The organism is Micromonospora sp. CNZ299 (genome assembly GCF_002754415.1).
In genome coordinates this window covers 3,675,829-3,698,571 of record NZ_PEFG01000001.1, presented here as the reverse complement: position 1 = coordinate 3,698,571, position 22,743 = coordinate 3,675,829, and the positions used below count along the sequence as shown (strand labels likewise).

Genomic DNA, 22,743 nt, shown 5'->3' with positions numbered 1-22,743 from the left:
ACACTGTGTGCCACACAGTATGGTGTGACACATGGTTAGCGAGGACGTTCTACGGACGCACCTGCAGGAGTTGCGTCGAGGCACCGTCGTGGTGGCCAGCCTGGTCGCGTTGCGCCGACCGGACTACGGCTACGCACTGCTGCAACGGCTCACCGACCACGGCTTCCCGGTCGACGCCAACACGCTCTACCCGCTGCTGCGCCGCCTGGAGGACCAGGGGCTGTTGACCAGCGAGTGGAACACCGCGGAGAGCCGGCCGCGCAAGTTCTACCGGACCAGCGACGAGGGCGAGTCGATGCTGACCCGGCTCCTCGACGACCTCGCCGCCGTACAGACCTCCATCACCGGGCTGATCCAAGGAGTCGACCGATGAACACCCTGACCGACCGTTATCTCGCCGCCACCCTGCGCTCGGTGCCCAGCCAGCGCCGGGACGAGATCGCCAGCGAGCTGCGCGCCTCGATCGAGGACATGATCGAGGATCGGACCGGCGGCGGCCAGGACACCTCCACCGCCGAGCGGGAGGTCCTCACCGAGCTGGGCAACCCCGACCTGCTGGCCGCCCGGTACGCCGACCGCCGACTCCAGCTCATCGGCCCGACCTACTACCTGGTCTGGCTGCGGCTGCTGAAGGTGCTGCTCAGCTTCATCCCGGCGCTCGTCGGCACGATCGTCGCGATCGTCGACGTGGCAGACGGCAAGGGCTTCGGGGCCATCGGGACAGGCATCGTCACCGCCATGCAGGTGGCCGTGCAGATCGCCTTCTGGCTCACCGTGACCTTCGCCCTCATCGAGCGCTTTCAACCCGTCTCCAGCCTGCCCGAGTGGACCGTCGACCAACTGCCGGACGTTCCCGCACGCAAGGACATCTCCCTCGCCGACACCATCGCGTCGGTGGCCATGCTGGTGGTGACCATCGGCTACCTGCCCTTCCAGCACTACCAGTCCTGGGTGCACGAGACCGACGGCGGCAACATCCCGATCCTCGACCCGGCGCTGTGGTCGTTCTGGTTGCCGGCGCTGATGGCGGTGCTGGTGGCCGACGTGGTGTTCGAGATCGTCAAGTACCGGATCGGGCACTGGACCTGGGCCCTGTTCGGGGTGAAGGCCCTGCTCAGCCTGGCGTTCTCGGTGCCGGTGGTGTGGCTGGCGCTCACCGACCGACTGCTCAACCCGGCCCTGGGCGATCGACTGAGCTGGCTGGCGGAAGGGGACAACCGGAACACCCTCGGCGCCGTCATCGCCCTCGGCACCGCAGTGGTGCTGGTCTGGGACCTGATCGACACCGCCACCAAGGGCCGTCGTCACGCAGCGAGAGCGTGACCGGCAGCCGACCAGGCAGCCCGGCGCGGACCCCGCGCCGGGCTGCCGCCCGTTCACCAGAGGAGGCCACCGGCGGTCAGACCGGCGAGCGGCCGTGGCGGTTGGTGTGGCCGACGTGGCATCGTTCCTGGATGACCGTGGCACAGCGTGACGAGTGGCGTCGCCCGGGTCCGACGCCGGAGCAGCGCCGCAACGACCTCTGGCTCGGCCTCGGGGTGACCGCGCTGGCCCTGGTGAGCCTCACCCTGGCCCGCAGCACCGGGGCGTTCCTGCTGGGTCCGCCGCCGTCCGGGCCGGAGCAGCTGTTCTGGACCGTCGCGGTGACCGTGCCGCTGATCTGGCGGCGACGCTGGCCGGCCGCGACCCTGATGATCATCTCGGTGGCTTTCATCGCCGCGCAGGCGCGCTCGGCCCCGGAGACCCAGTTCTCCTCGTGGGCCCTGTTCTGCGCCCTCTACACGGTGGGCGCCTGGGGACAGGACCGTCAGCGGTCCCGCAGGCTGCGGATCGGCGTGATCGCCACGATGTTCGCCTGGCTGGGGATCTACTACGCGGTGTCCATCGACCACATCCCGCCCGGCGCCTTCGCCGACGCCGTCGGGCCGGTGCCACCGGTGCTCGCCGCGATGGTCACCGGCGTCCTGGTCAACGTGCTGGTCTTCGGTTTCGCGTACTTCTTCGGCGAGACCGCCTGGGTCGCCGCGCGCCGCGAGCACGAGCTGCGGACCCAGGCCGAGGACCTGCGCCGGTCCCAGGCCGAGGCTCGGGAACGGGCGGTGCTCGGCGAACGGGTCCGGATCGCCCGGGAGCTGCACGACGTGGTCGCCCACCACGTGTCGGTCATGGGGGTGCAGGCGTCCGCCTGCCGCCGGGTCTTCGACCGCGACCCTGGCAAGGCCCGCACAGCCCTCACCGCAATCGAGCAGAGCGCCCGCACCGCCGTCGACGAGCTGCGTCGGATGCTCGGCGTGCTGCGGGCCCCCGCCAACGCCGACGCCGAGCAGCCGGCGACCGGCGGCGTCGAACGGATCGGCGAGCTGGTCGAGCGGGCCCGAACCGCGGGCCTGACGGCAACCCTCGGGGTGTACGGCGACGCGGTCGCGTTGCCCGAGTCGGTCTCGCAAGCGGCCTACCGGGTGACGCAGGAGGCGGTGACCAACACCCTGAAGCACGCCGGAGCGAACGTGTTGGACGTGCGGGTCCGGTACCTGGCCCGCGAGGTGGAGGTTGACGTGACCGACGACGGACGAGCTGGCCGCCGGGTCAACGCCCTCGGGCTGGGCCTGATCGGAATGCACGAACGGGTCAGCGCCCACGATGGCGACCTGGAGGCCGGGCCGCGCGCCGGTGGCGGCTGGCGGGTACGCGCCCGCTTCCCACTGCCGGCAGCGGCGGACCCGCCGGTCGGCGCGCAGCGGGCGCCGAGCGACGAACAGCAGCCGGTCGTCGACACGGCGCGTTCGGCATGAGCTCCGCACCGACCGGCGAGCCGTCGGCCCCGGGTCCGACCGTCCGGGTGCTGCTCGCCGACGACCAGCACCTCGTCCGCACCGGCTTCCGGGTCATCCTCGAGGTGGAGGACGACATCGAGGTGGTCGGCGAGGCGGCCGACGGCGAACGGGCCGTCACCATGACCCGAGCCACCCGCCCGGACGTCGTACTCATGGACGTGGAGATGCCCGGGATGGACGGCCTGGAGGCCACCCGGCAGATCACCGCCGACGGGCCCGGGGGGCCGGCGGTGCTGATCCTCACGACCTTCGACCGGGACGACTATCTCTTCGCCGCGCTGCGGGCCGGCGCCAGTGGCTTCCTGCTGAAGAACGGCACGCCGGAGGAGCTGATCGAGGCGATTCGTGTGCTGGCCAGGGGCGACGGCCTGCTCGCCCCGGAGATCACCCGGCGGGTGATCTCCACGTTCGCCCGTCCCGGTGACCCGGCGGGCACCGCCCACCGGGGACCGGAGGCCGACGCCGCGCTGGCCGGGCTGACCCCGCGGGAACGGGAGGTGCTGGTGCTGCTCGCCGGTGGGTCGAGCAACGCCGAGATCGCCGCGAGCATCCACCTGGGCGAGGCGACGGTGAAGACGCACGTGAGTCGGGTGCTGGCCAAACTGGGCCTGCGCGACCGGGTCCAGGCGGTGGTGTTCGCGTACGAGAACGGGGTGGTCCGGCCCGGCGGGTGACCGCCATCCGTCGTAGGACGGACCCACCCGTTCAACCGTCGGGCGGACGGCGTGACACCGCATTCGATCTAGCGTGGATGCGTGACCAGAACGCTTCGCCTCGACGGCGTCGACCGCAGTTTCGGCGACCGGCAGGTGCTCAAGAACGTGTCCTTCGAGGTGGCCGCCGGCCGGATGACCGGCTTCGTCGGCGCCAACGGCGCCGGCAAGACCACCACCATGCGGATCATCCTGGGTGTGCTGTCCGCCGACGCCGGCGAGGTGAGCTGGGGCGGCACGACGCTGACCCGGCAGGACCGCCAGCGCTTCGGTTACATGCCGGAGGAGCGCGGCCTCTACCCCAAGATGACCACCCGGGAGCAGGTGACCTACCTGGGCAGGCTGCACGGCCTGGACGCACCGGCGGCTCGGCGCGCCACCGACACCCTGTTGGAACGGGTCGGGCTCGGTGCGCGCGGCGACGACCTGCTGGAGACGCTGTCGCTGGGCAACCAGCAGCGGGCCCAGATCGCCGCCGCGCTGGTGCACGACCCCGAGGTGCTGGTGCTCGACGAGCCGTTCTCCGGTCTCGACCCCCTCGCCGTCGACACCGTCGTCACAGTGCTGCGGGAACGCGCCTCGGCCGGAGCGCCGGTGCTCTTCTCCAGCCACCAGCTCGACGTCGTGGAGCGCCTCTGCGACGACCTGGTGATCATCGGCGACGGGGTGATCCGCGCCGCCGGCAGCCGGCAGCAACTGCGCGACTCGTACACAGTGCCCCGCTACGAGCTGGTGGTGGCCGGCGACGCCGGCTGGGTACGCGACCACCCAGGGGTCACCCTGGTCGAACTGGACGGTGCTCGAGTCGTCTTCGACCTGCCGGCCGGCGCCGACGAACAGCCCGTACTGCAGGCGGCCCTCGCCCGCGGCCCGGTGCGCGCCTTCCGCCCGGTCAGCCCCTCGCTCACCGAGATCTTCCGAGAGGTCACCCAGTGAACGTCACCCAGGCCACCCGGCTGGTCGCCGAACGCGAGATCCGCGTCAAACTCCGCGACCGCACCTTCCTGTTCGGCACCCTCTTCTTCCTGCTGATCGCGGCGGCGGGCACCATCCTGCCGCCGCTGCTCTCCGGCGGTCCGGACACTGTGGCCGTCACCCAGGAGGCAGCCGGGCCGCTGCGGGACGCCGGACTCGACGTTCGCGTGGTCGCCGACGACCGGGCCGCCGAGCAGGCCGTCCGCGACGGTGACGTGGACGCAGCGGTGGTCTCCGGTCCGAAGGTTCTCGCGATGGACGAGTCCCCCACCGACGTGGTCCAGGCGCTGAGCACCTCGCCGCCGGTGCAGTTGCTCGACCCGGACGCGGTCGACCCGGTGGTGGCGTTCCTGGTGCCGTTCGTCTTCGCGTTCGTCTTCTTCATCACGTCGCAGACCTTCGGCCTGCAGATCGCGCAGAGCGTCACCGAAGAGAAGCAGACCCGCATCGTGGAGATCCTGGTCGCGGCGGTGCCGGTGCGGGCGTTGCTGGCCGGCAAGGTGGTGGCCGGCGGCATCCTGGCGTTCGCACAGATCGCGCTCATCGCCGTGGTGGCGGTGCTCGGCATGCAGATCGGCGACAGCGGCGGCCTGCTCAGCCTGCTCGCCCCGGCGATCGGCTGGTTCGTGCCGTTCTTCCTGCTCGGTTTCGTGCTGCTCGCCGCGATGTGGGCGGCAGCCGGCGCGCTGGCCAACCGGCAGGAGGACATCGCCGCCGTGTCGACGCCCGTGCAGCTCGCCGTCATGCTGCCGTTCTTCGCGGTGATCTTCCTGAACGACAACGCCACGGCGATGCGGGTGCTGTCGTACCTGCCGTTCTCGTCGCCGACGGCCATGCCCCTGCGGCTTTTCACCGGTGACGCGGCCACCTGGGAACCGATCGTCTCGCTGGTCATCCTGCTGGTCGCCGCCGGAGCGTTCGTGATCGCCGGGGCCCGGGTCTACGAGGGTTCACTCCTGCGCACCAACGGCCGGACCTCGCTGCGCGCCGCCTGGCGGGAGCGCGAGACGATCGGTTGAGTCGACGGTTCGCCCAACGCGGGCGCCGGTGTCCTGACGGATGCCGGCGCCCGCCGCCGTACGGGCCCGTTCCGAGCGCTCAGCGGGCGGGCGGCACCTGGTCCCAGCCGGTGGGCAGCGGGGGCACCGACCAGGCCGGGTCGGGGTGCCATTGCGCCCACGCCGGGTCCCACCAACGCTCGCTCGCGTCGAGCAGCGCCGCGATCCGGTCACCCTCGGCCTGGATCGCGTCAGCCATCCCGGGGTAGCGCCCCTCGACGAGGCGCTGGGCGAACATCTCCACGTCCTTCCAGACGTACCGGTCGGCGTCCGCGCCCCACCACAGGTCAAGCTCGTGGTCGAGGGTGTCCACCCCGATCGGCGTACGCCGCACCGGGTCCTGCAGGTTGAAGTACCAGCCGGCGAAGTCACGCCCCGGCCCCGTCCAGAACACGTCGACCGAGTGCGCCTCGCCGGGGCGTTGCAGCATCAGCTTGCCGTGGCCGGACCAGGAGCGGTGCCCGGCGGTCTCCCACGGGTGCCGTCCGCACGGAAAGACGCCGGTCTCCGGGAAGCCGAACTCGGCCCCCGGTGGAAGGTAGAGGGCGAGCAGGTCGGGCGAGTCCTGGACGCAGATCGTCGGGCAGGCGAACCAGACCTCGCCCCGCAGCACCTCACGGCGCACCACCGTGTCACCTGGCGCGAACCGGTCTGCCGCCACTTCCCACCTCCACGTTCGACGCCATCCCTGGTCCACCCGGCTTTGCGAAAGTCGGGGTGTCCCAGCGCGCGGGACACCCCGACCTCCGTGGTTCCGAGTGGACCGTTCTCAGGCGTCGACCGCCGCCATCACGTCGTCGCTGATGTCGAAGTTCGCGTAGACGTTCTGCACGTCGTCGCAGTCTTCCAGGACGTCGATCAGCTTGAAGATCTTGCGGGCGCCCTCTTCGTCCAGCGGGATGTTCATGCTGGGGATCAGGGAGGACTCCGCCGACTCGTACTCGATGCCGGCGTCCTGCAGCGCAGTCCGCACCGGGACCAGGTCGGTCGGCTCGGAGACCACCTCGTACGCCTCACCGAGGTCGTTGACCTCCTCGGCGCCGGCGTCGAGGACGGCCATCATCACGTCGTCCTCGCTGGTGCCCTCCTTGGGCACGATCACCACACCCTTGCGGGAGAACATGTACGACACCGAGCCGGCGTCGGCGAGCGAGCCGCCGTTGCGGGTCAGCGCGGTCCGCACCTCGGTGGCCGCCCGGTTGCGGTTGTCGGTGAGGCACTCGATGAGCATGGCCACGCCGTTCGGGCCGTACCCCTCATACATGATCGTCTGCCAGTCGGCGCCGCCCGCTTCCAGGCCGGAGCCGCGCTTGACGGCGCGGTCGATGTTGTCGTTCGGCACCGAGCTCTTCTTCGCCTTCTGGATCGCGTCGAAGAGAGTCGGGTTGCCGGTGGGGTCGCCGCCGCCGATCCGCGCGGCCACCTCGACGTTCTTGATCAGCTTGGCGAACATCTTGCCGCGCTTGGCGTCGATGACGGCCTTCTTGTGCTTGGTCGTCGCCCACTTTGAGTGGCCGGACATCTTCTACCTCCGTTGCTACCCGCCGTCTGCATCGACCGCACCGCTCACGCCCCACTCCCGCCGGCGCACGCGGAGGTGCCGGTCAGCTCTGGCGGAAGCCTGGCGGGCAGATGGCCCTGCCGAATCTCCGCAATCCTACCGACGTCCCCCGGGTCGCTGTCATGCACCGCGCGCGGCGACTCCGCCCCGTCCCCCCAGACCGGGGCAGACGGGACGAAATCCGCGATGAGCTACGACCCCAACAGCGCACGATCTGCCGGACGAAGCACCCGCGACCAGGTCACGACCTCGGCGAGCATCGTGGACAGCTCCGCTTCCCGACCGTCACCCGGCGCGAAGCGGCCGGCGGTCCGGTCACCAGGGTCGGCTCCGGTGAAGTCGAAGTCAGTGAAGATCGACAGCGCCACTCCGGTCGGCGCCACCACCGTCCGCACCTCGGTCAGAATCGCCCGCAGGTGATCGGCGGCCCGGGTGCCGCCCTGCACGCCGTAGCTCAGCACACCGGCCACCTTGTCGGTCCACTCCGCGTACAGGAAGTCGATGCCGTTCTTGAGGGCTGCCGGTATCGAGCGGTTGTAATCCGGGGTGACGAAGACGAAGGCGTCGCAGCCGTCCACCACCTCCGCCCACCGCCGGGTGTGCGGATGCCGGTAGTCGCCGAACAGCGCCGGCACCGGCTCGTCCAACAGTGGTAATGCCTGTTCGGCGAGGTCCACCAGTGTGAAGACGGCGTCCCCGGCGCGTACCGCCTCGTGCCGCTCGGCCACCTCCATGACCCAACGGGCGACCGCCGCGCCGCGCCGACCCGGGCGGGTGCTGCCCACGATCACACCGATCCGCAGCGGTCCTGTGCTCTGCGCGTTTCTCATGCCCCCGATCCTGCGAGCCACGCGGCGGCGGGGGGAGACCGCCGCGAGGATGGCCCTGCCAGGGCCACCCACCGGCCGACGCCGACTGCCAGACTGGCTCGGTGATGGACGGAGAGCTCGGCGCCTTCCTGCGCAGTCGCCGCGAAGCGCGGCGGCCGGCCGAGGTTGGCCTCCCCGAGGGCCCCCGCCGACGCACCCCCGGGCTGCGCCGGGCCGAGCTGGCGACGTTGGCGCAGGTCAGCGTGGAATACCTGACCCGACTGGAACAGGGCCGCGACACCCGACCATCGCCGGAGATCCTCGCCGCGCTCGCCGACGCGCTGCGCCTGGACAGCGCCGACCGGGAACACCTGCGGCAACTCGCCTCAGCTCAGCACGCCCGACAGCTCTGCTCGGGTGACCGGCCGACGGTGTCCCGCACCGTCCGGCCCACGGTCCGCGCCATGCTCGACGCGCTGCGCGACACCCCGGCGTACGTGCTGAACCGGCTCGGCGACGTGCTGGCCTGGAATGAGCCATTCGACGTGCTCGCCCGCCCGCTCGGCCTGCTGGACGGGTCGCGACCGAACCTGGTCTGGTTCGTGCTGACCGACGAGCGAGCCCGCTCGCACTATCCGCAGTGGTCGGCGCTGGCCGACCAGCAGGTCGCGGAGCTGCACCTGCTGCGCCGGGGCGATCCGACCAGCGACGCCTTCGCCGAGCGGCTGGCCCGTACGGTGGGCGCGCCGTTCGTCGACCGTTGGCGGCAGCGACCGGTCACCGCCGCGCGTACCGGTCTGCTGACGGTGCGCCATCCGGCGGCGGGGCTGTTGCGCCTCAACGTCGAGACCCTGGAGCTGGCCGATGCCGACCCGCAGCGCCTGGTGGTGCAGTTGCCCGCCGACGCCGCCACGGCGATCGCGCTCGACCAGCTGGCCGGCCGCCGCCCGGGGCAGCTCCGGGCGGTCGCCGGCTGAGCAACGGGGCACGCGTCAGCAGGCGGCGCGCACCAGGTCCACGAAGTACGCGTGCACGCGCAGGTCACCGGTCAGCTCCGGGTGGAACGAGGTGGCCAGCAGGTTGCCCTGCCGGACGGCCACGATCCGGTCGGCGGCCGGGCCGTCGGTCACCGTCCCGATCACCTGGACGCCGGCACCGACCCGCTCGACCCAGGGCGCGCGGATGAACACCGCGTGGAACGGCTCCCCCGGCACCCCGGTGATCTCCACCGGTGCCTCGAACGAGTCGACCTGCCGGCCGAACGCGTTGCGCCGGACGGTCATGTCGATGCCGGCGAAGCCCCGCTGGTCCGGTCGACCGTCCAACACCACCCTCGCCAGCATGATCATGCCCGCGCAGGATCCGTAGACCGGCATGCCATCGGCGATCCGCTTGTCGATCGGCTCGCGCATCTCGAAGATGTCGGTGAGTTTGCTGATGGTGGTGGACTCGCCCCCGGGGATGACCAGGCCGTCGACCGCGTCCAGCTCGGTCGGACGCCGGACCGGGCGGGCGTCCGCGCCCGCCGCGGCCAGTGCCGCGACGTGCTCGCGGACGTCCCCCTGGAGCGCGAGAACGCCGATCACGGGTGCCGTCACGTTCACACAGTTCCTCTCCGGTTCACGCCGCCTGAAGGAGCGCTCACCAGCCGCGCTCGGCCAGGCGGTGCGGCTGCGGGATCTCGTCGACGTTGATGCCGACCATCGCCTCGCCGAGACCCCGGGAAACCTTGGCCAGCACGTCCGGGTCGTCGTGGAAGGTGGTGGCCTTGACGATCGCGGCGGCCCGCTGGGCCGGGTTGCCGGCCTTGAAGATGCCGGAACCGACGAAGACGCCCTCCGCGCCGAGCTGCATCATCATCGCCGCGTCGGCCGGAGTGGCGATCCCGCCGGCGGTGAACAGCACCACCGGCAGCTTGCCGCTCTCGGCGACCTCCTTGACCAGGTCGTACGGGGCCTGCAGCTCCTTGGCCGCGACGTACAGCTCGTCGGTCGGCAGCGAGGACAGCCGGGCGATCTCCTGGCGGATCTTCCGCATGTGGGTGGTGGCGTTGGAGACGTCACCGGTGCCGGCCTCACCCTTGGAGCGGATCATGGCCGCGCCCTCGGTGATCCGGCGCAGCGCCTCGCCCAGGTTGGTCGCGCCGCAGACGAAGGGCACCGTGAAGGCCCACTTGTCGATGTGGTTCGCGTAGTCGGCCGGGGTCAGCACCTCGGACTCGTCGACGTAGTCCACGCCGAGCGACTGGAGGATCCGCGCCTCGACGAAGTGACCGATGCGGGCCTTGGCCATCACCGGGATGGAGACCGCCTCGATGATCCCGTCGATCATGTCGGGGTCGCTCATCCGGGACACCCCGCCCTGCGCGCGGATGTCGGCGGGCACCCGCTCCAGGGCCATCACCGCGACGGCGCCGGCGTCCTCAGCGATCTTGGCCTGCTCGGCGTTGACCACATCCATGATCACGCCGCCCTTGAGCATCTCGGCCATGCCACGCTTCACGCGGGCGGTGCCGACGACGGGGGCGGTACCGGTGTTCGAGACGGTGTTTTCGGGCACGGGTCATCGCTCCTTGGACGGGCTCCTGGGGTGGCAGCGAAAATGCTACGCGCGGCTCAACGCCGCACCGACAGCCAATCAGACCCCCGGTGGCCTGCTCTGTGGCACCGATCACCGCCCCACCGGGTCAGCTCGCGGGCACGTCCGCGGGCACCGTCAGGGTCGGGTCGTCGATGTCGAAGTAGCGCGGCCACTCCCGACCCCGCCCCATCCGCAACAACCGCACCAGCGGTCGGCTGCGCGCCGAACGGGCGTCCCGCACCAGGTCGGTGTGCACCTGGCGGGACAGCGCGAGCCGGCGACTGGCGGCGATGACCGCCCCGCAGTCCGGATCGCCCGGATCCAACGGGACGGAACGCAGCTGCCGGGTCAGGTCGTTCTCCGCCGCCTCCCGCTCGTCCGGGCTGGCGTCCAGGGCGATGCGGGCCGCCGCGTACAGCTCCACGCCGAAGCGCCGCTCGGCCAGCACGGCCGCCGCGGCCGCCCGGCGCAGCAGGTGGGCGTCGAGAGCCCGGGCCGCCAGCTCCGCGCGGCTCTGCAACCTCTCGACCCGGCCGGCGGTCCAGATGAGGTACGCCGCGACCAGCCCCACGACCACGCTCGCGGCCACCACCCACCACATGTGCGGCATCGTAGTGCTGCTCCGTTTCAGCTCCGAGTGGGTGCGGTCACGCCGGGACAACCCGTCGCTGTCGCACCATCCGTCACACCGGTCAGCCCAGCCCCACCCATTCCTGGTCGATGACCCGCCCGTCGGTTGCTTCGATCGCCGCTGCGTATACCTCCAGAACGCGGCGAGCAACCACGGGCCAGTCGAAATTCGCCACGACCTGATCCCCGCAGGCGGTCAGTGCGGCCCGACCCGCCGGGTCGTCCAACAGCTCGGCCAGGGCGTTGCGCAGCCCCGCCGGGTCACCGGTGGGAAAGAGCCGGCCCGCACGCCCACCGTCGAGCACCCGCCGGAACGCGTCCAGGTCGCTGGCGACGACTGTCGTACCGGCTGCCAACGCCTCGGTGAGGATCATGCCGAAGGACTCGCCGCCGGTGTTCGGTGCCACGTAGAGGTGCACGCTGCGCAGCATCCGCGCCTTGTCCGGTTCCGTGACCAGGCCGAGGAACGTGACGCGCTCGTGCAGGTCGGGCGGGAACTGGTCGTACAGGTCGTCGGGAGCACCCGGGCCGGCGACGAGCAGCCGTAGCCCCGGCCTGGTGGCGGCCAGCGCCACGAACGCGTCGCGCAGCACCGGGAAGCCCTTTCGCGCCTCGGTGAACCGGCCCAGGAAGCCCAGCGTGCCGCCGGAGCCCGGGGCGCACTCACCGGGCCAGCCCGGCAACGGCTCGACGTCGGCAAACTTCGCCACCGCCACCCCGTTGGGGATCTCCACCGCGCCGCCGTCCATGTGCTCGACCTGCACCTTGCGGGCCAGCGCGCTGACCGCGATCCGGGCGGTGATCCGCTCCAACACGATCTGGAGCACACCCTGCGCCGCCGCCAACACCCGCGAACGGGTCATCGCGGTGTGGAACGTGGCCACCACCGGGCCGCGAGCGGAGAGCACGGCCAGCAGCGACAGGCTCAGCGTGAGCGGCTCGTGCACGTGCAGCACGTCGAAGTCGCCATTGGTGATCCAACGCCGGACCCGGGCCGTCGAGACCGGGCCGAACGCGATCCGGGCCACCGATCCGTTGTACGGCAGCGGCATGGCACGGCCGGCGGACACCACGTACGCCGGCAGCGGTGAATCCTCATCGGCCGGGGCGAGCACGCTGACCTCGTGGCCGAGCGCGATCAGCGCCTCGGCGAGGTCCATGACGTGGTTCTGCACCCCGCCGGGGACGTCGAAGGAGTACGGGCACACGATGCCGATCCGCATGCGTCAGCGCCCCCTGTCCGTGACCGTGGGACACCATCCCGGCGCGCCCGCCTCGCTCACGGCTGCGGGGCTCCGCTGCGCTGCACTCCTCGCGCTCACCGTGCCCACCACCCCCTCAGACCTGCCCGGAGGCCGACGAGGGCAGCTCCGTGCCGTCCCCCGTCCTCCGCTGGTCCAGCCACATCCGCTGCAACATGTGCCAGTCTTCCGGATGCCGGGCGATGCCCGCCGCCAGACGGTCGGCGATCAGCTGGGTCAGCGAACGGACCCGCTGGTCCAAAGGCCCCACCTCGGGTCCCGGGACCGGCAGCGGGCCGGCAAGCGACGCGCACGCGGCGTCCGGTTCGTACCACATAGAGGCCACGTAGAGCGGCGCTCCGGTGTGAAGCGCCAGCAGTGCGGGCCCGGCCGGCATCCGGGTCTTCCCGCCGAAGAAGTCCACCTCCACCCCGCGGGCGGAGAGGTCCCGGTCGGCCAGCAGCGGCACCACCGCACCGGCGCGTACCCGGTCCAGCAGCACGTCGAACGCCGGACGTGGCCCGCCGTGCGTCGGCAGGATCTCCATCCCGAGGACCTCTCGGAAGGCCAGGAACCGCTTGTACACGCCCTCCGGCTTGAGCCGCTCCATGACGGTGGCGATCGGCCAACCGGTGGCCGCCACCCAGGCGCCCGCGGCGTCCCAGTTGCCGGCGTGCGGCAACGCCACCACCGCGCCCCGGCCGGCGGCCACGTCCGCGGCGAGCAACTCGGCGCCGTCGAGCCGGAAACCGGACAGGATCTGCGCGCGGCTCAGCGAGGGCAGCCGGAACGCCTCCATCCAGTACCGGGCGTACGAGCGCAACCCGCGCTTGACGAGATCGTCCAGCTCGGCGTCGGGCAGGTCCGGGCCGACCACCCGGCGCAGGTTCGCGCGCAGTCGGGCCGTACCCCCGCCGCCGGTGCGGTGGGCGCGGTCCGCGCCCGCCTGGAACGCCGCCGCCACCAGCGGCCGAGGTAACGCGCGGACCACCCGCCAGCCGGCGATGTAGCCCAGCTCGGTGAGGTTCACGCGGCCCGGCCGCCGGTCGTCCGGCGCCGGGTCCCCGCCGCGCCGCTCACGCCTGACCCTCCGGCTGGAGCTGCTGGGCCTGGCGGTAGACGTGCGCCATCCGCTGCCCCACCGTGAAGATCGACACCGCGGCGAGCAGCCAGAGCGCGATCTCCAGCGCCGGCTTCACGTTCAGGCCGGTGAGGATTCCACCGACCCCGACGATCAGCAGCCGCTCGGTGCGCTCGGCGATGCCCACGTTGCAGGTCATGCCGAGCCCCTCGGCGCGAGCCTTCACGTAGGAGACCAGGCTGCCGGCGGCCAGGCAGACCAACGCGGCGGCCACCCCGGAGTAGTTGCCCTCCGTGGCCAGCCAGTACGCGACGGCGCCGAAGACGGCGCTGTCGGCGACCCGGTCCATGCTTGAGTCGAGGAACGCGCCGAACCTGGTGGAGCCGCCGCTCATCCGGGCCATCGTCCCGTCGAGCAGGTCGGTGAGCGCGAACAGGGTGACGATCAACGCGCCCGCGACCAGATGGCCTCGGGCACCGAAGCCGAGCGCGCCGACGAGCACACCAACGGTGCCCGCGACGGTGACGGCATTGGGGGTGACGCCGGCGCGCAGAAGGGCGCGGGCAATCGGCTCGACGACGCGGGTCATCCCCGCGCGGGCCGACACTTGGAAGATCTTCGCCATGGCGGTCCCCACGATAACGGTCGCCCCAGCTCCGCCGATACGGCCGGTCCCGCCGACGCGCCTGCGAGAGGCTTGTGCCTACCCGACGAGGGGTGTGAGATCGAGCCGGGAGGTGAGCCAGCTCACCCGTCCACCCGTCCCGTTCCCGCTGTGCAGCAGACCACCGGAGGATATCGCCGCGCTCTCGCCCCGGGCCGCTTCCACCTCGCGCGGCGGTCGCCACCCACCACCGGCTGAGGGAGGTGCGCCCCATGGCGCAAAAGCATGAGAAGGGTTCGACCGGCGGCACGCCGGTGCTGACCGAGCCCGAGCGGGTCCGCAACGTGGTGCTCGTCGGGCACTCCGGAGCGGGCAAGACGACACTGGTCGAGGCGTTGCTCGCGGCCACCGGCACGATCGGCCGGGCCGGCAGCGTCGTCGACGGCAGCACTGTCGGCGACCACGACCCCGCAGCCGTCCGCCAGCAGCGCTCGGTCAGCCTGTCCTGCGCGCCGCTGCTGCACAACGGCATCAAGGTCAACCTGCTGGACACCCCCGGGTACGCGGACTTCGTCGGCGAGCTGCGCGCCGGGCTGCGGGCCGCCGACGCCGCGCTCTTCGTCGTCTCGGCGGCCGGCGGCATGGACGCGGCCACCGTCGCGCTGTGGGAGGAGTGCGCGGCCGTCGACATGCCCCGCGCGGTCGCGGTGGCCCGACTGGACCAGCCCCGCGCCGACGTCGACGAGGCGGTGGCGCTCTGCCAGCGCCTCTTCGGCGACAACGTGATGCCGCTCTACCTGCCGATGCTCGGCGACGACGGCGTGTCGACCGAGGGTCTGCTCGGCCTGATCACCCGCCGGGTCTTCGACTACTCCGCCGGGCTTCCCGCCGACGTCCGCGATCCCGACCCGGAGCACCAGCGGGCCATCGACGAGTCCCGCGACGAGCTGATCGAGGGGATCATCGCCGAGAGCGAGGATGAGACCCTCATGGACCGCTACCTCGACGGCGAGGACATCAGCACCGAGGTGCTCATCGACGACCTGGAGAAGGCCGTCGCCCGGGGCCACTTCTACCCGGTGGTGCCGGTCTGCGCCGCGACCGGTGTCGGGCTGGACGTGCTGTTGGAGGTGCTGACCGCCGCGTTCCCGTCGCCGCTTGAGCACGAGTTGCCGGCGGTGACCGGCGTGGACGGCTCGCCGCGTCCGCCGCTGACCTGCGACCCGGCCGGGCCGCTCGTCGCGGAGGTCGTCAAGACCACCATCGACCGCCACGTCGGCCGGGTGTCGCTGGTCCGGGTGTTCTCCGGCACGCTGCGCCCCGACCAGACCATGCACGTCTCCGGCCACGGCATGGCCGAACGCGGGCACCCCGACCACGACGCCGACGAGCGGGTTGGGCACATCTTCACCCCGCTGGGCGCCACCCTGCGGGAGGTGCCGCTCTGCGTGGCCGGCGACATCTGCGCGATCACCAAGTCGGGCAGCGCCGAGACCGGCGACACCATCTCCGCCCGGGACGAACCGCTGCTGATCGCACCCTGGGAGATGCCGGAACCGCTGCTGCCGGTGGCGGTCGTCGCCCACAGCCGCGCCGACGAGGACGCCCTGGCCCGCAACCTCGCCCGCCTGGTCGCCGGCGATCCCACGCTGCGGCTGGAGCGCAACCCCGAGACCCACCAGTTGGTGCTCTGGTGCATGGGTGAGGCACACGCTGACGTGGTGCTCGACCGGCTGCGCGCCGGCGGCGTCGAACTGGACACCGAGCCGGTCAAGGTGTCACTGCGCGAGACGCTGACCGTGCCCGCGAGGGGGCATGGCCGGCACGTCAAGCAGTCCGGTGGCCACGGCCAGTACGCGGTCTGCGACATCGAGGTCGAGCCCCTGCCCCCGGGCAGCGGCTTCGAGTTCGTCGACCGGGTCATCGGCGGCGCGGTGCCGCACAACTACATTCCCTCGGTCGAGAAGGGTGTCCGCGCCCAGCTCGAACGTGGCCTGGTCGCCGGTCACCCGGTGGTGGACCTGCGGGTGACCCTGGTGGACGGCAAGGCGCACAGCGTCGACTCCTCCGACGCGGCCTTCCAGACCGCCGGTGCGCTGGCGTTGCGCGACGCCGCCGACCGTGGCCAGCCGGCGTTGCTGGAGCCGATCGACGAGGTCACCATCCGGGTGCCCGACGGCTCGGTGGGCCCCGTGATGGGCGACCTGTCCAGCCGGCGCGGCCGGGTGCTCGGCACCGAACCGGACCCGGACACCGAGGGCCGCACCCTCGTCCGCGCCGAGGTGCCGGCCACCGAGTTGCTGCGCTACGCCGTCGAGCTGCGCTCGATGACGGCCGGCACCGGCACCTTCCGCCGTCACTTCGTCCGGCACGACCCCATGCCCGCCCACCTGGCCGATCAGATCCGCAAGGAACACACCCCCTGACCCTCGCCCCACCGAGCCCGGAGCCCGCGAGGCACCACAACTCGTGATCGACAGGGGCGGTGCGGCGGGTTGGCATGGCATGTAGTGCGCCCTGTAGAGCTGCCCCAGATCTGGGGCAGCTCTACAGGAGGCCGCACTCACAGGTGGGGTGGGCACCCGAGTCCGGGACGGAACGGCAGCACGGACCGGACGGGTACGCCGGACGGGTGCGGATGCCCCGCTCAGGGGTGGATGGTGGGGTGCGTGGGAGGGGGCCAGTGAGGGCGGTCGGCGTCGCGGAGGGCTGCGGTCCGCAGAGCGGCCAACTGGCGTTCCACCTCGACGAACTGGTCCGCCGGCAACGGGCCCCGGTGCAGGGCAGCGGCGTTCTCCTCGACCTGGGCGACCGTTCGGCAGCCGGGGATCGGGATGGTGCGACCGCTGCGGGCCCAGATCCAGCCCAGCGCGCCCTGGGCGAGGGTGCGCCCATCGGCGGTGAGCGCCGCACGGACCGCGCCGACCCGCCGCAGCCACTCCGGTGCGGGCCGACCACCGCGGAACCACTCCAACCACCCGGGGGCCAACCCGCGTACGTCGTCGCGGGGCAGGGTCGACCCGGACGAGTACTTGCCGGTGAGCAGACCCATCCCCAGCGGGCCCCGGTTGACGCTGGCCAGGTCGTACTTGTCGCAGACGGCGAGCAGTTCGGGAGCGTCGCGCAGCACCGACAGGGTGTGCTGCACGGCGGTGGCACCGGCGGCGGCCTGCCCGAACGCGGTGGCCCGGTCGGGACGGTCGGTGCTCCACCCGTACGCACGGATCAGGCCCTCGGTGACCAGGTCCTCGCAGGTGCCGATGAGCGCCTGCGCCCGCGGCACCGGCAGGTCGGCCAGGTGCAGCTGGTAGAGGTCGATCCGGTCAGTGCCCAACCGGCGCAGCGAGTCCGTGACGGCCCGGCGCAGGTACGCGGGCGACGCATCCTCCCCGGTGGCCTGTCGGCTCGCCTCGTCGAAGGTGTAACCCCACTTGGTGGCGATCACGGCCTCGTCCCGGCGGCCGGCGAGCGCGCGGCCGAGCACCCGCTCGCTGTGCCCGGCCCCGTACGTGTCGGCGGTGTCGAAGAGGGTGATGCCCTCGTCGAGCGCCCGGCGTACCGCCCGCACGGACTCGTCGTCGTCGACCGCGCCCCAGCCCAGCGGTTGGGCGCCCTCCGCCCAGGGGCCGCCGATCGCCCAGCACCCCATGCCGAGGGCGCTGACCTCGATGCCGCTGCGTCCCAACGTCCGTGTCGTGACTGCCATCGGCCGATCGTGCCACCTTCGCCGGGTCGGGGCGTAGCAGATCCCGAGGCGGAATTGAGGATGCGCACCCACCGGTGGGGTGCGGCATGATCGACGCCATGCGACGGCTGGGTGTGGACATCGGCGGTGTGGTCATCGAGCCGTACGCCGCGCTGCTGCTGCGCGTACACCGGGTGGAGAGCTGGCTGGAGCTGACCCCGCTGCTGCGCGCCGGCTAGCCGGACCGGCTCGGCCCTCGCGCTCCGGCGGCGGTCAGGACGGCCAGGCGCGGGCCAGCAGGTCGCGGGTGTCACCGAGCAGTTGCGGCAGGACCTTGGTGCGGCCGATCACCGGCATGAAGTTCGCGTCACCGCCCCAGCGCGGCACCACGTGCTGGTGCAGGTGCGCGGCGATGCCGGCGCCGGCCACCCCGCCCTGGTTCATGCCCAGGTTGAAGCCGTGCGCGTTGCTCACCTTGCGGATCACCCGCATCGCGGTCTGGGTGTACGACGCCAGCTCGGTGGTCTCCGGCACGTCCAGGTCGGTGTAGTCGGCGACGTGCCGGTAGGGGCAGACGAGCAGGTGCCCTGGGTTGTACGGGTAGAGGTTGAGCACGACGAAGACGTGCTCGCCGCGGGCCACCACCAGGCTCTCCTCCGGCGGCAGCTTGGGGGCCCGGCAGAACGGGCAGCCGGTCGGCTTCTCGTAGCCCTCGGCCGGGCGGTCCTCGCCGGAGATGTAGGTCATCCGGTGCGGCGTCCAGAGCCGCTCCAGACCGTCCGCCATGCCGTCGATGTCCGTGTGCCGTTCCGCCCCTGTCACGAGCCGATCCTACGGAGCCACTCAGGCGGGCCGCGACACCCGCTGTCGGGAAAACTCTTTGCTGCAAGTTCTTGACGGATCAATGCCTAAACCTGAAACTTTCTGCATCCAAGAACTTCCATGCATTGATGGAGGGCTCCATGATCCGACGGCTCGGCCGGCTCCTCGCGGCACTCGCCCTGACTGCCGCCACCACAGTGGCCGGCGTCACCCTCACCGCCGGCGCCGCACAGGCGGACGGCTGTTACACCTGGGGTCGCGCCCTGTCCCAGGGGATGTCCGGCGAAGACGTCCGGCAACTCCAGATCCGGGTCGCCGGCTACCCCGGCTACGGCGCCGTGCTCACCATCGATGGCGCGTTCGGCCCGGCCACCCGGTCCGCGGTCATCCGCTTCCAGCAGGCGTACGGGATGTCGGCGGACGGCGTCGCCGGCGCGCAGACGTTCAACCGGCTCTACGCCCTCCAGGACGACGACTGCACACCGGTCAACTTCAGCTACGCCGAGCTGAACAACTGCAACAGCACCTGGGCCGGCGGCGCGGTCTCGGCGAGCACCGCGCGGTTCAACGCGCTCGTGTCGATGTGGAAGCTCCAGGCCATGCGGCACGCCCTCGGGGACGTGAACATCGCGATCAGCAGCAGCTTCCGCAGCTACACCTGCAACAGCGCGGTCGGCGGGGCGTCGAACAGTCGACACCTCTACGGTGACGGGGTCGACCTGGTCGGGTCCCCGTCCTTCTGCCGGCTGGCCCAGCAGGCCCGCTACCACGGCTTCGGGCAGATCCTCGGCCCCGGCTACCCGGACCACAACGACCACACCCACGTGGCGGCGGTCGGCGGCTGGTCAGCACCGAACTGCGGCATCTGACAGCAGGCGCCGACTCCTGGCGTCGGCCTCCGGGCGATGATCGCGCCCAAAAATGGAAGTAGTGGCCTCCCCACGCCGGGGAGGCCACTACTTCCTGGATCGAGCGCGATCTTGCGGCGGGCGCGCGACCGCGCGGGCGGCGCTACTCCGCAGCGGCCGAGGGGCCGATGTTGGTACGCGAGCTGACCACGTCCAGCACGTGGGTCACCGCCTCGGCGACCGGCACCCCGTTGCGCTGCGAGCCGTCGCGGTAACGGAAGGAGACCGTGCCCGCGGCCACGTCGTCGTCACCGGCGATCACCATGAACGGGATCTTCTGCTGCTGCGCCGTACGGATCTTCTTCTGCATCCGGTCGTCACCCGCGTCCACCTGGGCCCGGATCCCCTCGGCGCGCAGCGCCGCGACGAAACCGTGCAGGTAGTCGGTGTGGTCCTCCCGGATCGGGATGCCCACCACCTGCACCGGCGCCAGCCAGGCCGGGAACGCGCCCGCGTAGTGCTCGGTGAGCACCCCGAAGAACCGCTCGATCGACCCGAACAACGCCCGGTGGATCATGACGGGCCGCTGGCGGGTGCCGTCGGCGGCCTGGTATTCCAACCCGAACCGCTCCGGCTGGTTGAAGTCGACCTGGATGGTGGACATCTGCCACGTTCGGCCGATCGCGTCCCGCGCCTGCACGGAGATCTTCGGCCCGTAGAACGCCGCGCCACCCGGGTCGGGCACCAGGTCCAGACCCGAGGTCGCGGCGGCGGTCCGCAGTGCCTCGGTCGCCTCGGCCCAGTCCTCCTCGGCCCCGATGAACTTGGGCGAGTCGTCCCGCGTCGACAGCTCCAGGTAGAAGTCGTCCAGGCCGTAGTCGCGCAGCAGGTCCAGCACGAAGCTGAGCAGCGCCGACAGCTCACCGGCCATCTGCTCGCGGGTGCAGTAGATGTGCGAGTCGTCCTGGGTCAGGCCACGGACCCGGGTCAGGCCGTGCACGACGCCGGACTTCTCGTACCGGTAGACAGTGCCGAACTCGAACATCCGCAGCGGCAGCTCCCGGTACGACCGCCCGCGCGACCTGAAGATCAGGTTGTGCATCGGGCAGTTCATCGCCTTGAGGTAGTAGTCCGCGCCCTCCAGCTGCATGGGCGGGAACATGGTGTCCGCGTAGTACGGCAGGTGACCGGAGGTCTGGAACAGCTGCGCCTTGGTGATGTGCGGGGTGTTGACGAACTCGTACCCCGCCGCCTCGTGCCGCTGGCGGGAGTAGTGCTCCATCTCGCGGCGGATGATGCCGCCCTTGGGGTGGAAGACCGCCAGGCCGGAGCCGATCTCGTCGGGGAAGCTGAACAGGTCGAGGTCCGCGCCGAGCTTGCGGTGGTCGCGCCGGGCGGCCTCCTCCAACAGCTTCAGGTACGCCTTGAGCTCGTCGCGGGTCGGCCACGCCGTGCCGTACACCCGCTGCAACTGCGGGTTCTTCTCCGACCCACGCCAGTACGCGGCGGCCGAGCGCATCAGCTTGAACGCGCCGATCAGGCGGGTGGTCGGCAGGTGCGGGCCCCGGCACAGGTCCGACCAGCAGACCTTGTCCTCCTTGGCGTCAAGGTTGTCGTAGATGGTCAGCTCGCCGCCGCCCACCTCCATCACCTCGTCGGTGTCCAGGCCCTCGCCCTTGACCTCGATCAACTCCAGCTTGAACGGCTCGTCGGCCAGCTCGGAGCGCGCCTCGTCCAGGCTGTCGAAGCGGCGGCGACGGAACCGCTGCCCGGACTTGATGATCTCCTGCATGCGCTTCTCGAGCTTGCTGAGGTCATCGGGCTGGAACGGCTTGTCGACGTCGAAGTCGTAGTAGAAGCCGTTCTCGATGGGCGGGCCGATGCCCAGCTTGGCCTCGGGGAAGATGTCCTGCACCGCCTGGGCGAGCACGTGTGCGGTGGAGTGGCGCAGCACGTTCAGCCCGTCGGGCGAGTCCAGACTGACCGGCTCGACGACGGTCTCCTCGGCCGGCGACCAGTCCAGGTCGCGCAGCTGGCCCTGCGGGTCGCGGACCACGACGATCGCCTTGGGGCCGTTCGCGGGCAGTCCGGCCGCGGCCACCGCGTCGGCCGCCGTCGTCCCGGCGGCGACGACGACAGGGTCGGCCACGGCGGGGGTACGGGGTGCGGACACGGTGACTCCTCCAAGTGGTACGAAACGGTGCCGATCCTCGGCTCCTGCCGATGCTATCGGTCGCCCCACCCTCGACCGGGAAGGGCACCTTCCTCACGTCCGCGTTGAACCTTTCGCGCCTCGCAGCCGAACTACTGAGTGTGGCCGGAACCGGTGCCGGTCGCGCGGACACGGATGGGGGCACGAGATGGCGAGCACGTACGGCGGCGAGCGCCGACGGCGGATCACGGCGGTGACCGCGCTGACCGCCGCCGGGCTGCTGCTCTGGCCCGGCACGGCGCACGCGGTGGACGTGACGACCACCCCCACAGAGGCCCGGCAGGGCGACGCCGTACGCCTGGAGTTCAGCGTGCCGGAGGAGCGGGCCGGCACGAAGACCAACCAGATCGAGGTCCGGTTGCCGACCGACGCGCCGATCGCCGAGGTCTACCCGATGTCGGTGAACGGCTGGGCGCCCCGGATCAGCTCCCGCACCCTGGACAAGCCGGTGGCCGGCATCCACTCGTCCGGCGTGAGCACGGTGACCACCGCGGTGACCTGGGTCCGGGTCGGCGAGAGCGACCCCGGCCCGGCCCGGCTGGCGCTGTCCATGGGGCCGATGCCGCAGGCGGAGCGGCTCACCTTCGAGGTGGTCCAGACGTACGCCGATGGCACGGTGGTCCGTTGGGCGGACGCCGCCGGTCCGCACCGGGCCCCGGCGCTCACCCTGCTGCCGGCGGCGCCCGGCGCGGCGGGCCAGGCCGCACACGGCGGGCACGGCGGTCCGGCGGCCGGTGCGCCAGCCGCTGCGGACAGCGGTGTCGACGCCCCGGCCGCTGGTGCGGGCGGCGCGGACGAGGAGTCCGGCAGCGCCGACGGGATGTTGGCCGCCGGCCTGCTGGCCGGCCTGGGCGGCGGCGCGGCGATCGGTTGGCTGGTCAGCCGGTGGCGCCGACGCGACCCGGGCGAGGCCACCGCGCTGGCCGAGGTGACCGGCGGAGCGGACGAGGACCAGACCCCGACGCTCGCCGAGGTCACCGGCCGCACCGACCAGGACGAGGCGCCCGCCGACGTGCCGCGCGGCACGACCGGGGCCACCGTGCCGGCCGACCCGACGCCGGCGGTTTCCACGTCATCTCGGTGATCCACT

The 22,743-nt window shown here is 71.8% G+C and carries 23 protein-coding genes; 11 read left to right on the top strand and 12 right to left on the bottom strand.

Annotated elements, in window-relative coordinates; all coding sequences use genetic code 11:
• Nucleotides 1-31: 31 nt before the first annotated feature.
• The 6 genes from CLT68_RS17310 to CLT68_RS17285 all read left to right on the top strand — a co-directional run bounded on the left by CLT68_RS17310 (nt 32) and on the right by CLT68_RS17285 (nt 5,541).
• The gene (locus CLT68_RS17310) at nt 32-373 is read left to right on the top strand and encodes a PadR family transcriptional regulator (RefSeq protein WP_099852168.1); all 342 of its coding nucleotides are present in this window, start codon (nt 32-34) and stop codon (nt 371-373) included.
• A complete protein-coding gene (locus CLT68_RS17305) occupies nt 370-1,323 on the top strand; it encodes a permease prefix domain 1-containing protein (protein WP_099852166.1) in 954 nt (317 codons plus the stop codon). Before CLT68_RS17310 ends, CLT68_RS17305 begins: the two co-directional genes overlap by 4 nt.
• A gap of 131 nt (nt 1,324-1,454) precedes the next feature.
• Nucleotides 1,455-2,792: a sensor histidine kinase gene (locus CLT68_RS17300; RefSeq protein WP_099852165.1), complete on the top strand. Its 1,338-nt coding sequence runs from the start codon at nt 1,455-1,457 to the stop codon at nt 2,790-2,792.
• Nucleotides 2,789-3,508, top strand: a complete 720-nt coding sequence (locus CLT68_RS17295; protein ID WP_099852163.1) for a response regulator transcription factor — start codon at nt 2,789-2,791, stop codon at nt 3,506-3,508. The genes CLT68_RS17300 and CLT68_RS17295 overlap by 4 nt, the downstream gene beginning before the upstream one ends.
• A gap of 81 nt (nt 3,509-3,589) precedes the next feature.
• Entirely contained in the window at nt 3,590-4,483 is an 894-nt protein-coding gene (locus CLT68_RS17290) for an ABC transporter ATP-binding protein (RefSeq protein ID WP_099852161.1), read from the top strand.
• Nucleotides 4,480-5,541 carry an ABC transporter permease gene (locus tag CLT68_RS17285; protein ID WP_088947370.1) on the top strand — a complete coding sequence of 354 codons (1,062 nt, stop codon included), beginning with the start codon at nt 4,480-4,482 and terminating at the stop codon, nt 5,539-5,541. The genes CLT68_RS17290 and CLT68_RS17285 overlap by 4 nt, the downstream gene beginning before the upstream one ends.
• Before the next feature lie 79 nt (nt 5,542-5,620).
• Here CLT68_RS17285 and CLT68_RS17280 read toward each other — a convergent pair whose 3' ends face one another.
• The 3 genes from CLT68_RS17280 to CLT68_RS17270 form a co-directional block, all read right to left on the bottom strand.
• Nucleotides 5,621-6,241 carry a ribonuclease FAU-1 family protein gene (locus CLT68_RS17280; RefSeq protein WP_099852159.1) on the bottom strand — a complete coding sequence of 207 codons (621 nt, stop codon included), beginning with the start codon at nt 6,239-6,241 and terminating at the stop codon, nt 5,621-5,623.
• Between the two features lie 108 nt (nt 6,242-6,349).
• Nucleotides 6,350-7,102, bottom strand: coding sequence for a YebC/PmpR family DNA-binding transcriptional regulator (locus tag CLT68_RS17275; protein WP_088947365.1), 753 nt, complete (start codon nt 7,100-7,102; stop codon nt 6,350-6,352).
• 230 nt (nt 7,103-7,332) lie between these two features.
• The gene (locus CLT68_RS17270; protein WP_099852157.1) at nt 7,333-7,971 is read right to left on the bottom strand and encodes an NADPH-dependent FMN reductase; all 639 of its coding nucleotides are present in this window, start codon (nt 7,969-7,971) and stop codon (nt 7,333-7,335) included.
• Between the two features lie 104 nt (nt 7,972-8,075).
• Between CLT68_RS17270 and CLT68_RS17265 the strand changes: the two genes are divergently transcribed.
• A complete protein-coding gene (locus tag CLT68_RS17265) occupies nt 8,076-8,927 on the top strand; it encodes a helix-turn-helix transcriptional regulator (protein WP_486482438.1) in 852 nt (283 codons plus the stop codon).
• Nucleotides 8,928-8,942: 15 nt separating this feature from the next.
• Here CLT68_RS17265 and pdxT read toward each other — a convergent pair whose 3' ends face one another.
• The 6 genes from pdxT to pgsA all read right to left on the bottom strand — a co-directional run bounded on the left by pdxT (nt 8,943) and on the right by pgsA (nt 14,107).
• A complete protein-coding gene (gene pdxT, locus CLT68_RS17260) occupies nt 8,943-9,548 on the bottom strand; it encodes a pyridoxal 5'-phosphate synthase glutaminase subunit PdxT (RefSeq protein ID WP_099857273.1) in 606 nt (201 codons plus the stop codon).
• 43 nt (nt 9,549-9,591) lie between these two features.
• Entirely contained in the window at nt 9,592-10,509 is a 918-nt protein-coding gene (gene pdxS, locus CLT68_RS17255; RefSeq protein ID WP_099852153.1) for a pyridoxal 5'-phosphate synthase lyase subunit PdxS, read from the bottom strand.
• 127 nt (nt 10,510-10,636) lie between these two features.
• On the bottom strand, nt 10,637-11,140 hold the full coding sequence (locus CLT68_RS17250) for a hypothetical protein (protein ID WP_088951617.1): 504 nt from the start codon (nt 11,138-11,140) through the stop codon (nt 10,637-10,639).
• An 82-nt stretch (nt 11,141-11,222) separates the two neighbouring features.
• Entirely contained in the window at nt 11,223-12,383 is a 1,161-nt protein-coding gene (locus CLT68_RS17245; protein ID WP_099852151.1) for a glycosyltransferase family 4 protein, read from the bottom strand.
• A gap of 115 nt (nt 12,384-12,498) precedes the next feature.
• Complete coding sequence (locus CLT68_RS17240; protein WP_099852149.1) at nt 12,499-13,431, bottom strand: phosphatidylinositol mannoside acyltransferase; 933 nt, start codon at nt 13,429-13,431, stop codon at nt 12,499-12,501.
• Nucleotides 13,432-13,477: 46 nt separating this feature from the next.
• Nucleotides 13,478-14,107 carry a phosphatidylinositol phosphate synthase gene (gene pgsA, locus CLT68_RS17235; RefSeq protein WP_099852148.1) on the bottom strand — a complete coding sequence of 210 codons (630 nt, stop codon included), beginning with the start codon at nt 14,105-14,107 and terminating at the stop codon, nt 13,478-13,480.
• Nucleotides 14,108-14,358: 251 nt separating this feature from the next.
• Here pgsA and CLT68_RS17230 point away from each other — a divergent pair, with 251 nt between their 5' ends.
• Nucleotides 14,359-16,512: an elongation factor G-like protein EF-G2 gene (locus CLT68_RS17230; protein ID WP_099852146.1), complete on the top strand. Its 2,154-nt coding sequence runs from the start codon at nt 14,359-14,361 to the stop codon at nt 16,510-16,512.
• Between the two features lie 221 nt (nt 16,513-16,733).
• Here CLT68_RS17230 and CLT68_RS17225 read toward each other — a convergent pair whose 3' ends face one another.
• The gene (locus CLT68_RS17225; RefSeq protein ID WP_099852145.1) at nt 16,734-17,792 is read right to left on the bottom strand and encodes an aldo/keto reductase; all 1,059 of its coding nucleotides are present in this window, start codon (nt 17,790-17,792) and stop codon (nt 16,734-16,736) included.
• A gap of 86 nt (nt 17,793-17,878) precedes the next feature.
• Here CLT68_RS17225 and CLT68_RS33840 point away from each other — a divergent pair, with 86 nt between their 5' ends.
• Nucleotides 17,879-18,010, top strand: a complete 132-nt coding sequence (locus tag CLT68_RS33840) for a hypothetical protein (protein ID WP_486482208.1) — start codon at nt 17,879-17,881, stop codon at nt 18,008-18,010.
• A 34-nt stretch (nt 18,011-18,044) separates the two neighbouring features.
• On the opposite strand, the gene CLT68_RS17220 is transcribed toward CLT68_RS33840, so the two are convergent.
• Nucleotides 18,045-18,557, bottom strand: coding sequence for an HIT family protein (locus CLT68_RS17220; RefSeq protein ID WP_172862178.1), 513 nt, complete (start codon nt 18,555-18,557; stop codon nt 18,045-18,047).
• Between the two features lie 176 nt (nt 18,558-18,733).
• Here CLT68_RS17220 and CLT68_RS17215 point away from each other — a divergent pair, with 176 nt between their 5' ends.
• Nucleotides 18,734-19,462: a D-Ala-D-Ala carboxypeptidase family metallohydrolase gene (locus tag CLT68_RS17215; RefSeq protein ID WP_088947355.1), complete on the top strand. Its 729-nt coding sequence runs from the start codon at nt 18,734-18,736 to the stop codon at nt 19,460-19,462.
• Between the two features lie 142 nt (nt 19,463-19,604).
• Here CLT68_RS17215 and thrS read toward each other — a convergent pair whose 3' ends face one another.
• Nucleotides 19,605-21,614, bottom strand: a complete 2,010-nt coding sequence (gene thrS / locus CLT68_RS17210; protein ID WP_099852143.1) for a threonine--tRNA ligase — start codon at nt 21,612-21,614, stop codon at nt 19,605-19,607.
• 187 nt (nt 21,615-21,801) lie between these two features.
• Between thrS and CLT68_RS17205 the strand changes: the two genes are divergently transcribed.
• Complete coding sequence (locus CLT68_RS17205) at nt 21,802-22,737, top strand: DUF1775 domain-containing protein (RefSeq protein WP_099852142.1); 936 nt, start codon at nt 21,802-21,804, stop codon at nt 22,735-22,737.
• Nucleotides 22,738-22,743: the final 6 nt, after the last annotated feature.

Excerpts from the sequence above, each read along its gene's own strand:
- CLT68_RS17310 (WP_099852168.1), top strand. The coding sequence starts at position 32 with ATGGTTAGCGAGGACGTTCTACGGACGCACCTGCAGGAGTTGCGTCGA.
- CLT68_RS17305 (WP_099852166.1), top strand. The coding sequence starts at position 370 with ATGAACACCCTGACCGACCGTTATCTCGCCGCCACCCTGCGCTCGGTG.
- CLT68_RS17300 (WP_099852165.1), top strand. The coding sequence starts at position 1,455 with ATGACCGTGGCACAGCGTGACGAGTGGCGTCGCCCGGGTCCGACGCCG.
- CLT68_RS17295 (WP_099852163.1), top strand. The coding sequence starts at position 2,789 with ATGAGCTCCGCACCGACCGGCGAGCCGTCGGCCCCGGGTCCGACCGTC.
- CLT68_RS17275 (WP_088947365.1), bottom strand. The coding sequence starts at position 7,102 with ATGTCCGGCCACTCAAAGTGGGCGACGACCAAGCACAAGAAGGCCGTC.
- CLT68_RS17270 (WP_099852157.1), bottom strand. The coding sequence starts at position 7,971 with ATGAGAAACGCGCAGAGCACAGGACCGCTGCGGATCGGTGTGATCGTG.
- CLT68_RS17265 (WP_486482438.1), top strand. The coding sequence starts at position 8,076 with ATGGACGGAGAGCTCGGCGCCTTCCTGCGCAGTCGCCGCGAAGCGCGG.
- CLT68_RS17250 (WP_088951617.1), bottom strand. The coding sequence starts at position 11,140 with ATGCCGCACATGTGGTGGGTGGTGGCCGCGAGCGTGGTCGTGGGGCTG.
- CLT68_RS17245 (WP_099852151.1), bottom strand. The coding sequence starts at position 12,383 with ATGCGGATCGGCATCGTGTGCCCGTACTCCTTCGACGTCCCCGGCGGG.
- pgsA (WP_099852148.1), bottom strand. The coding sequence starts at position 14,107 with ATGGCGAAGATCTTCCAAGTGTCGGCCCGCGCGGGGATGACCCGCGTC.
- CLT68_RS17230 (WP_099852146.1), top strand. The coding sequence starts at position 14,359 with ATGGCGCAAAAGCATGAGAAGGGTTCGACCGGCGGCACGCCGGTGCTG.
- CLT68_RS17225 (WP_099852145.1), bottom strand. The coding sequence starts at position 17,792 with ATGGCAGTCACGACACGGACGTTGGGACGCAGCGGCATCGAGGTCAGC.
- CLT68_RS33840 (WP_486482208.1), top strand. The coding sequence starts at position 17,879 with ATGATCGACGCCATGCGACGGCTGGGTGTGGACATCGGCGGTGTGGTC.
- CLT68_RS17220 (WP_172862178.1), bottom strand. The coding sequence starts at position 18,557 with ATGGCGGACGGTCTGGAGCGGCTCTGGACGCCGCACCGGATGACCTAC.
- CLT68_RS17215 (WP_088947355.1), top strand. The coding sequence starts at position 18,734 with ATGATCCGACGGCTCGGCCGGCTCCTCGCGGCACTCGCCCTGACTGCC.
- CLT68_RS17205 (WP_099852142.1), top strand. The coding sequence starts at position 21,802 with ATGGCGAGCACGTACGGCGGCGAGCGCCGACGGCGGATCACGGCGGTG.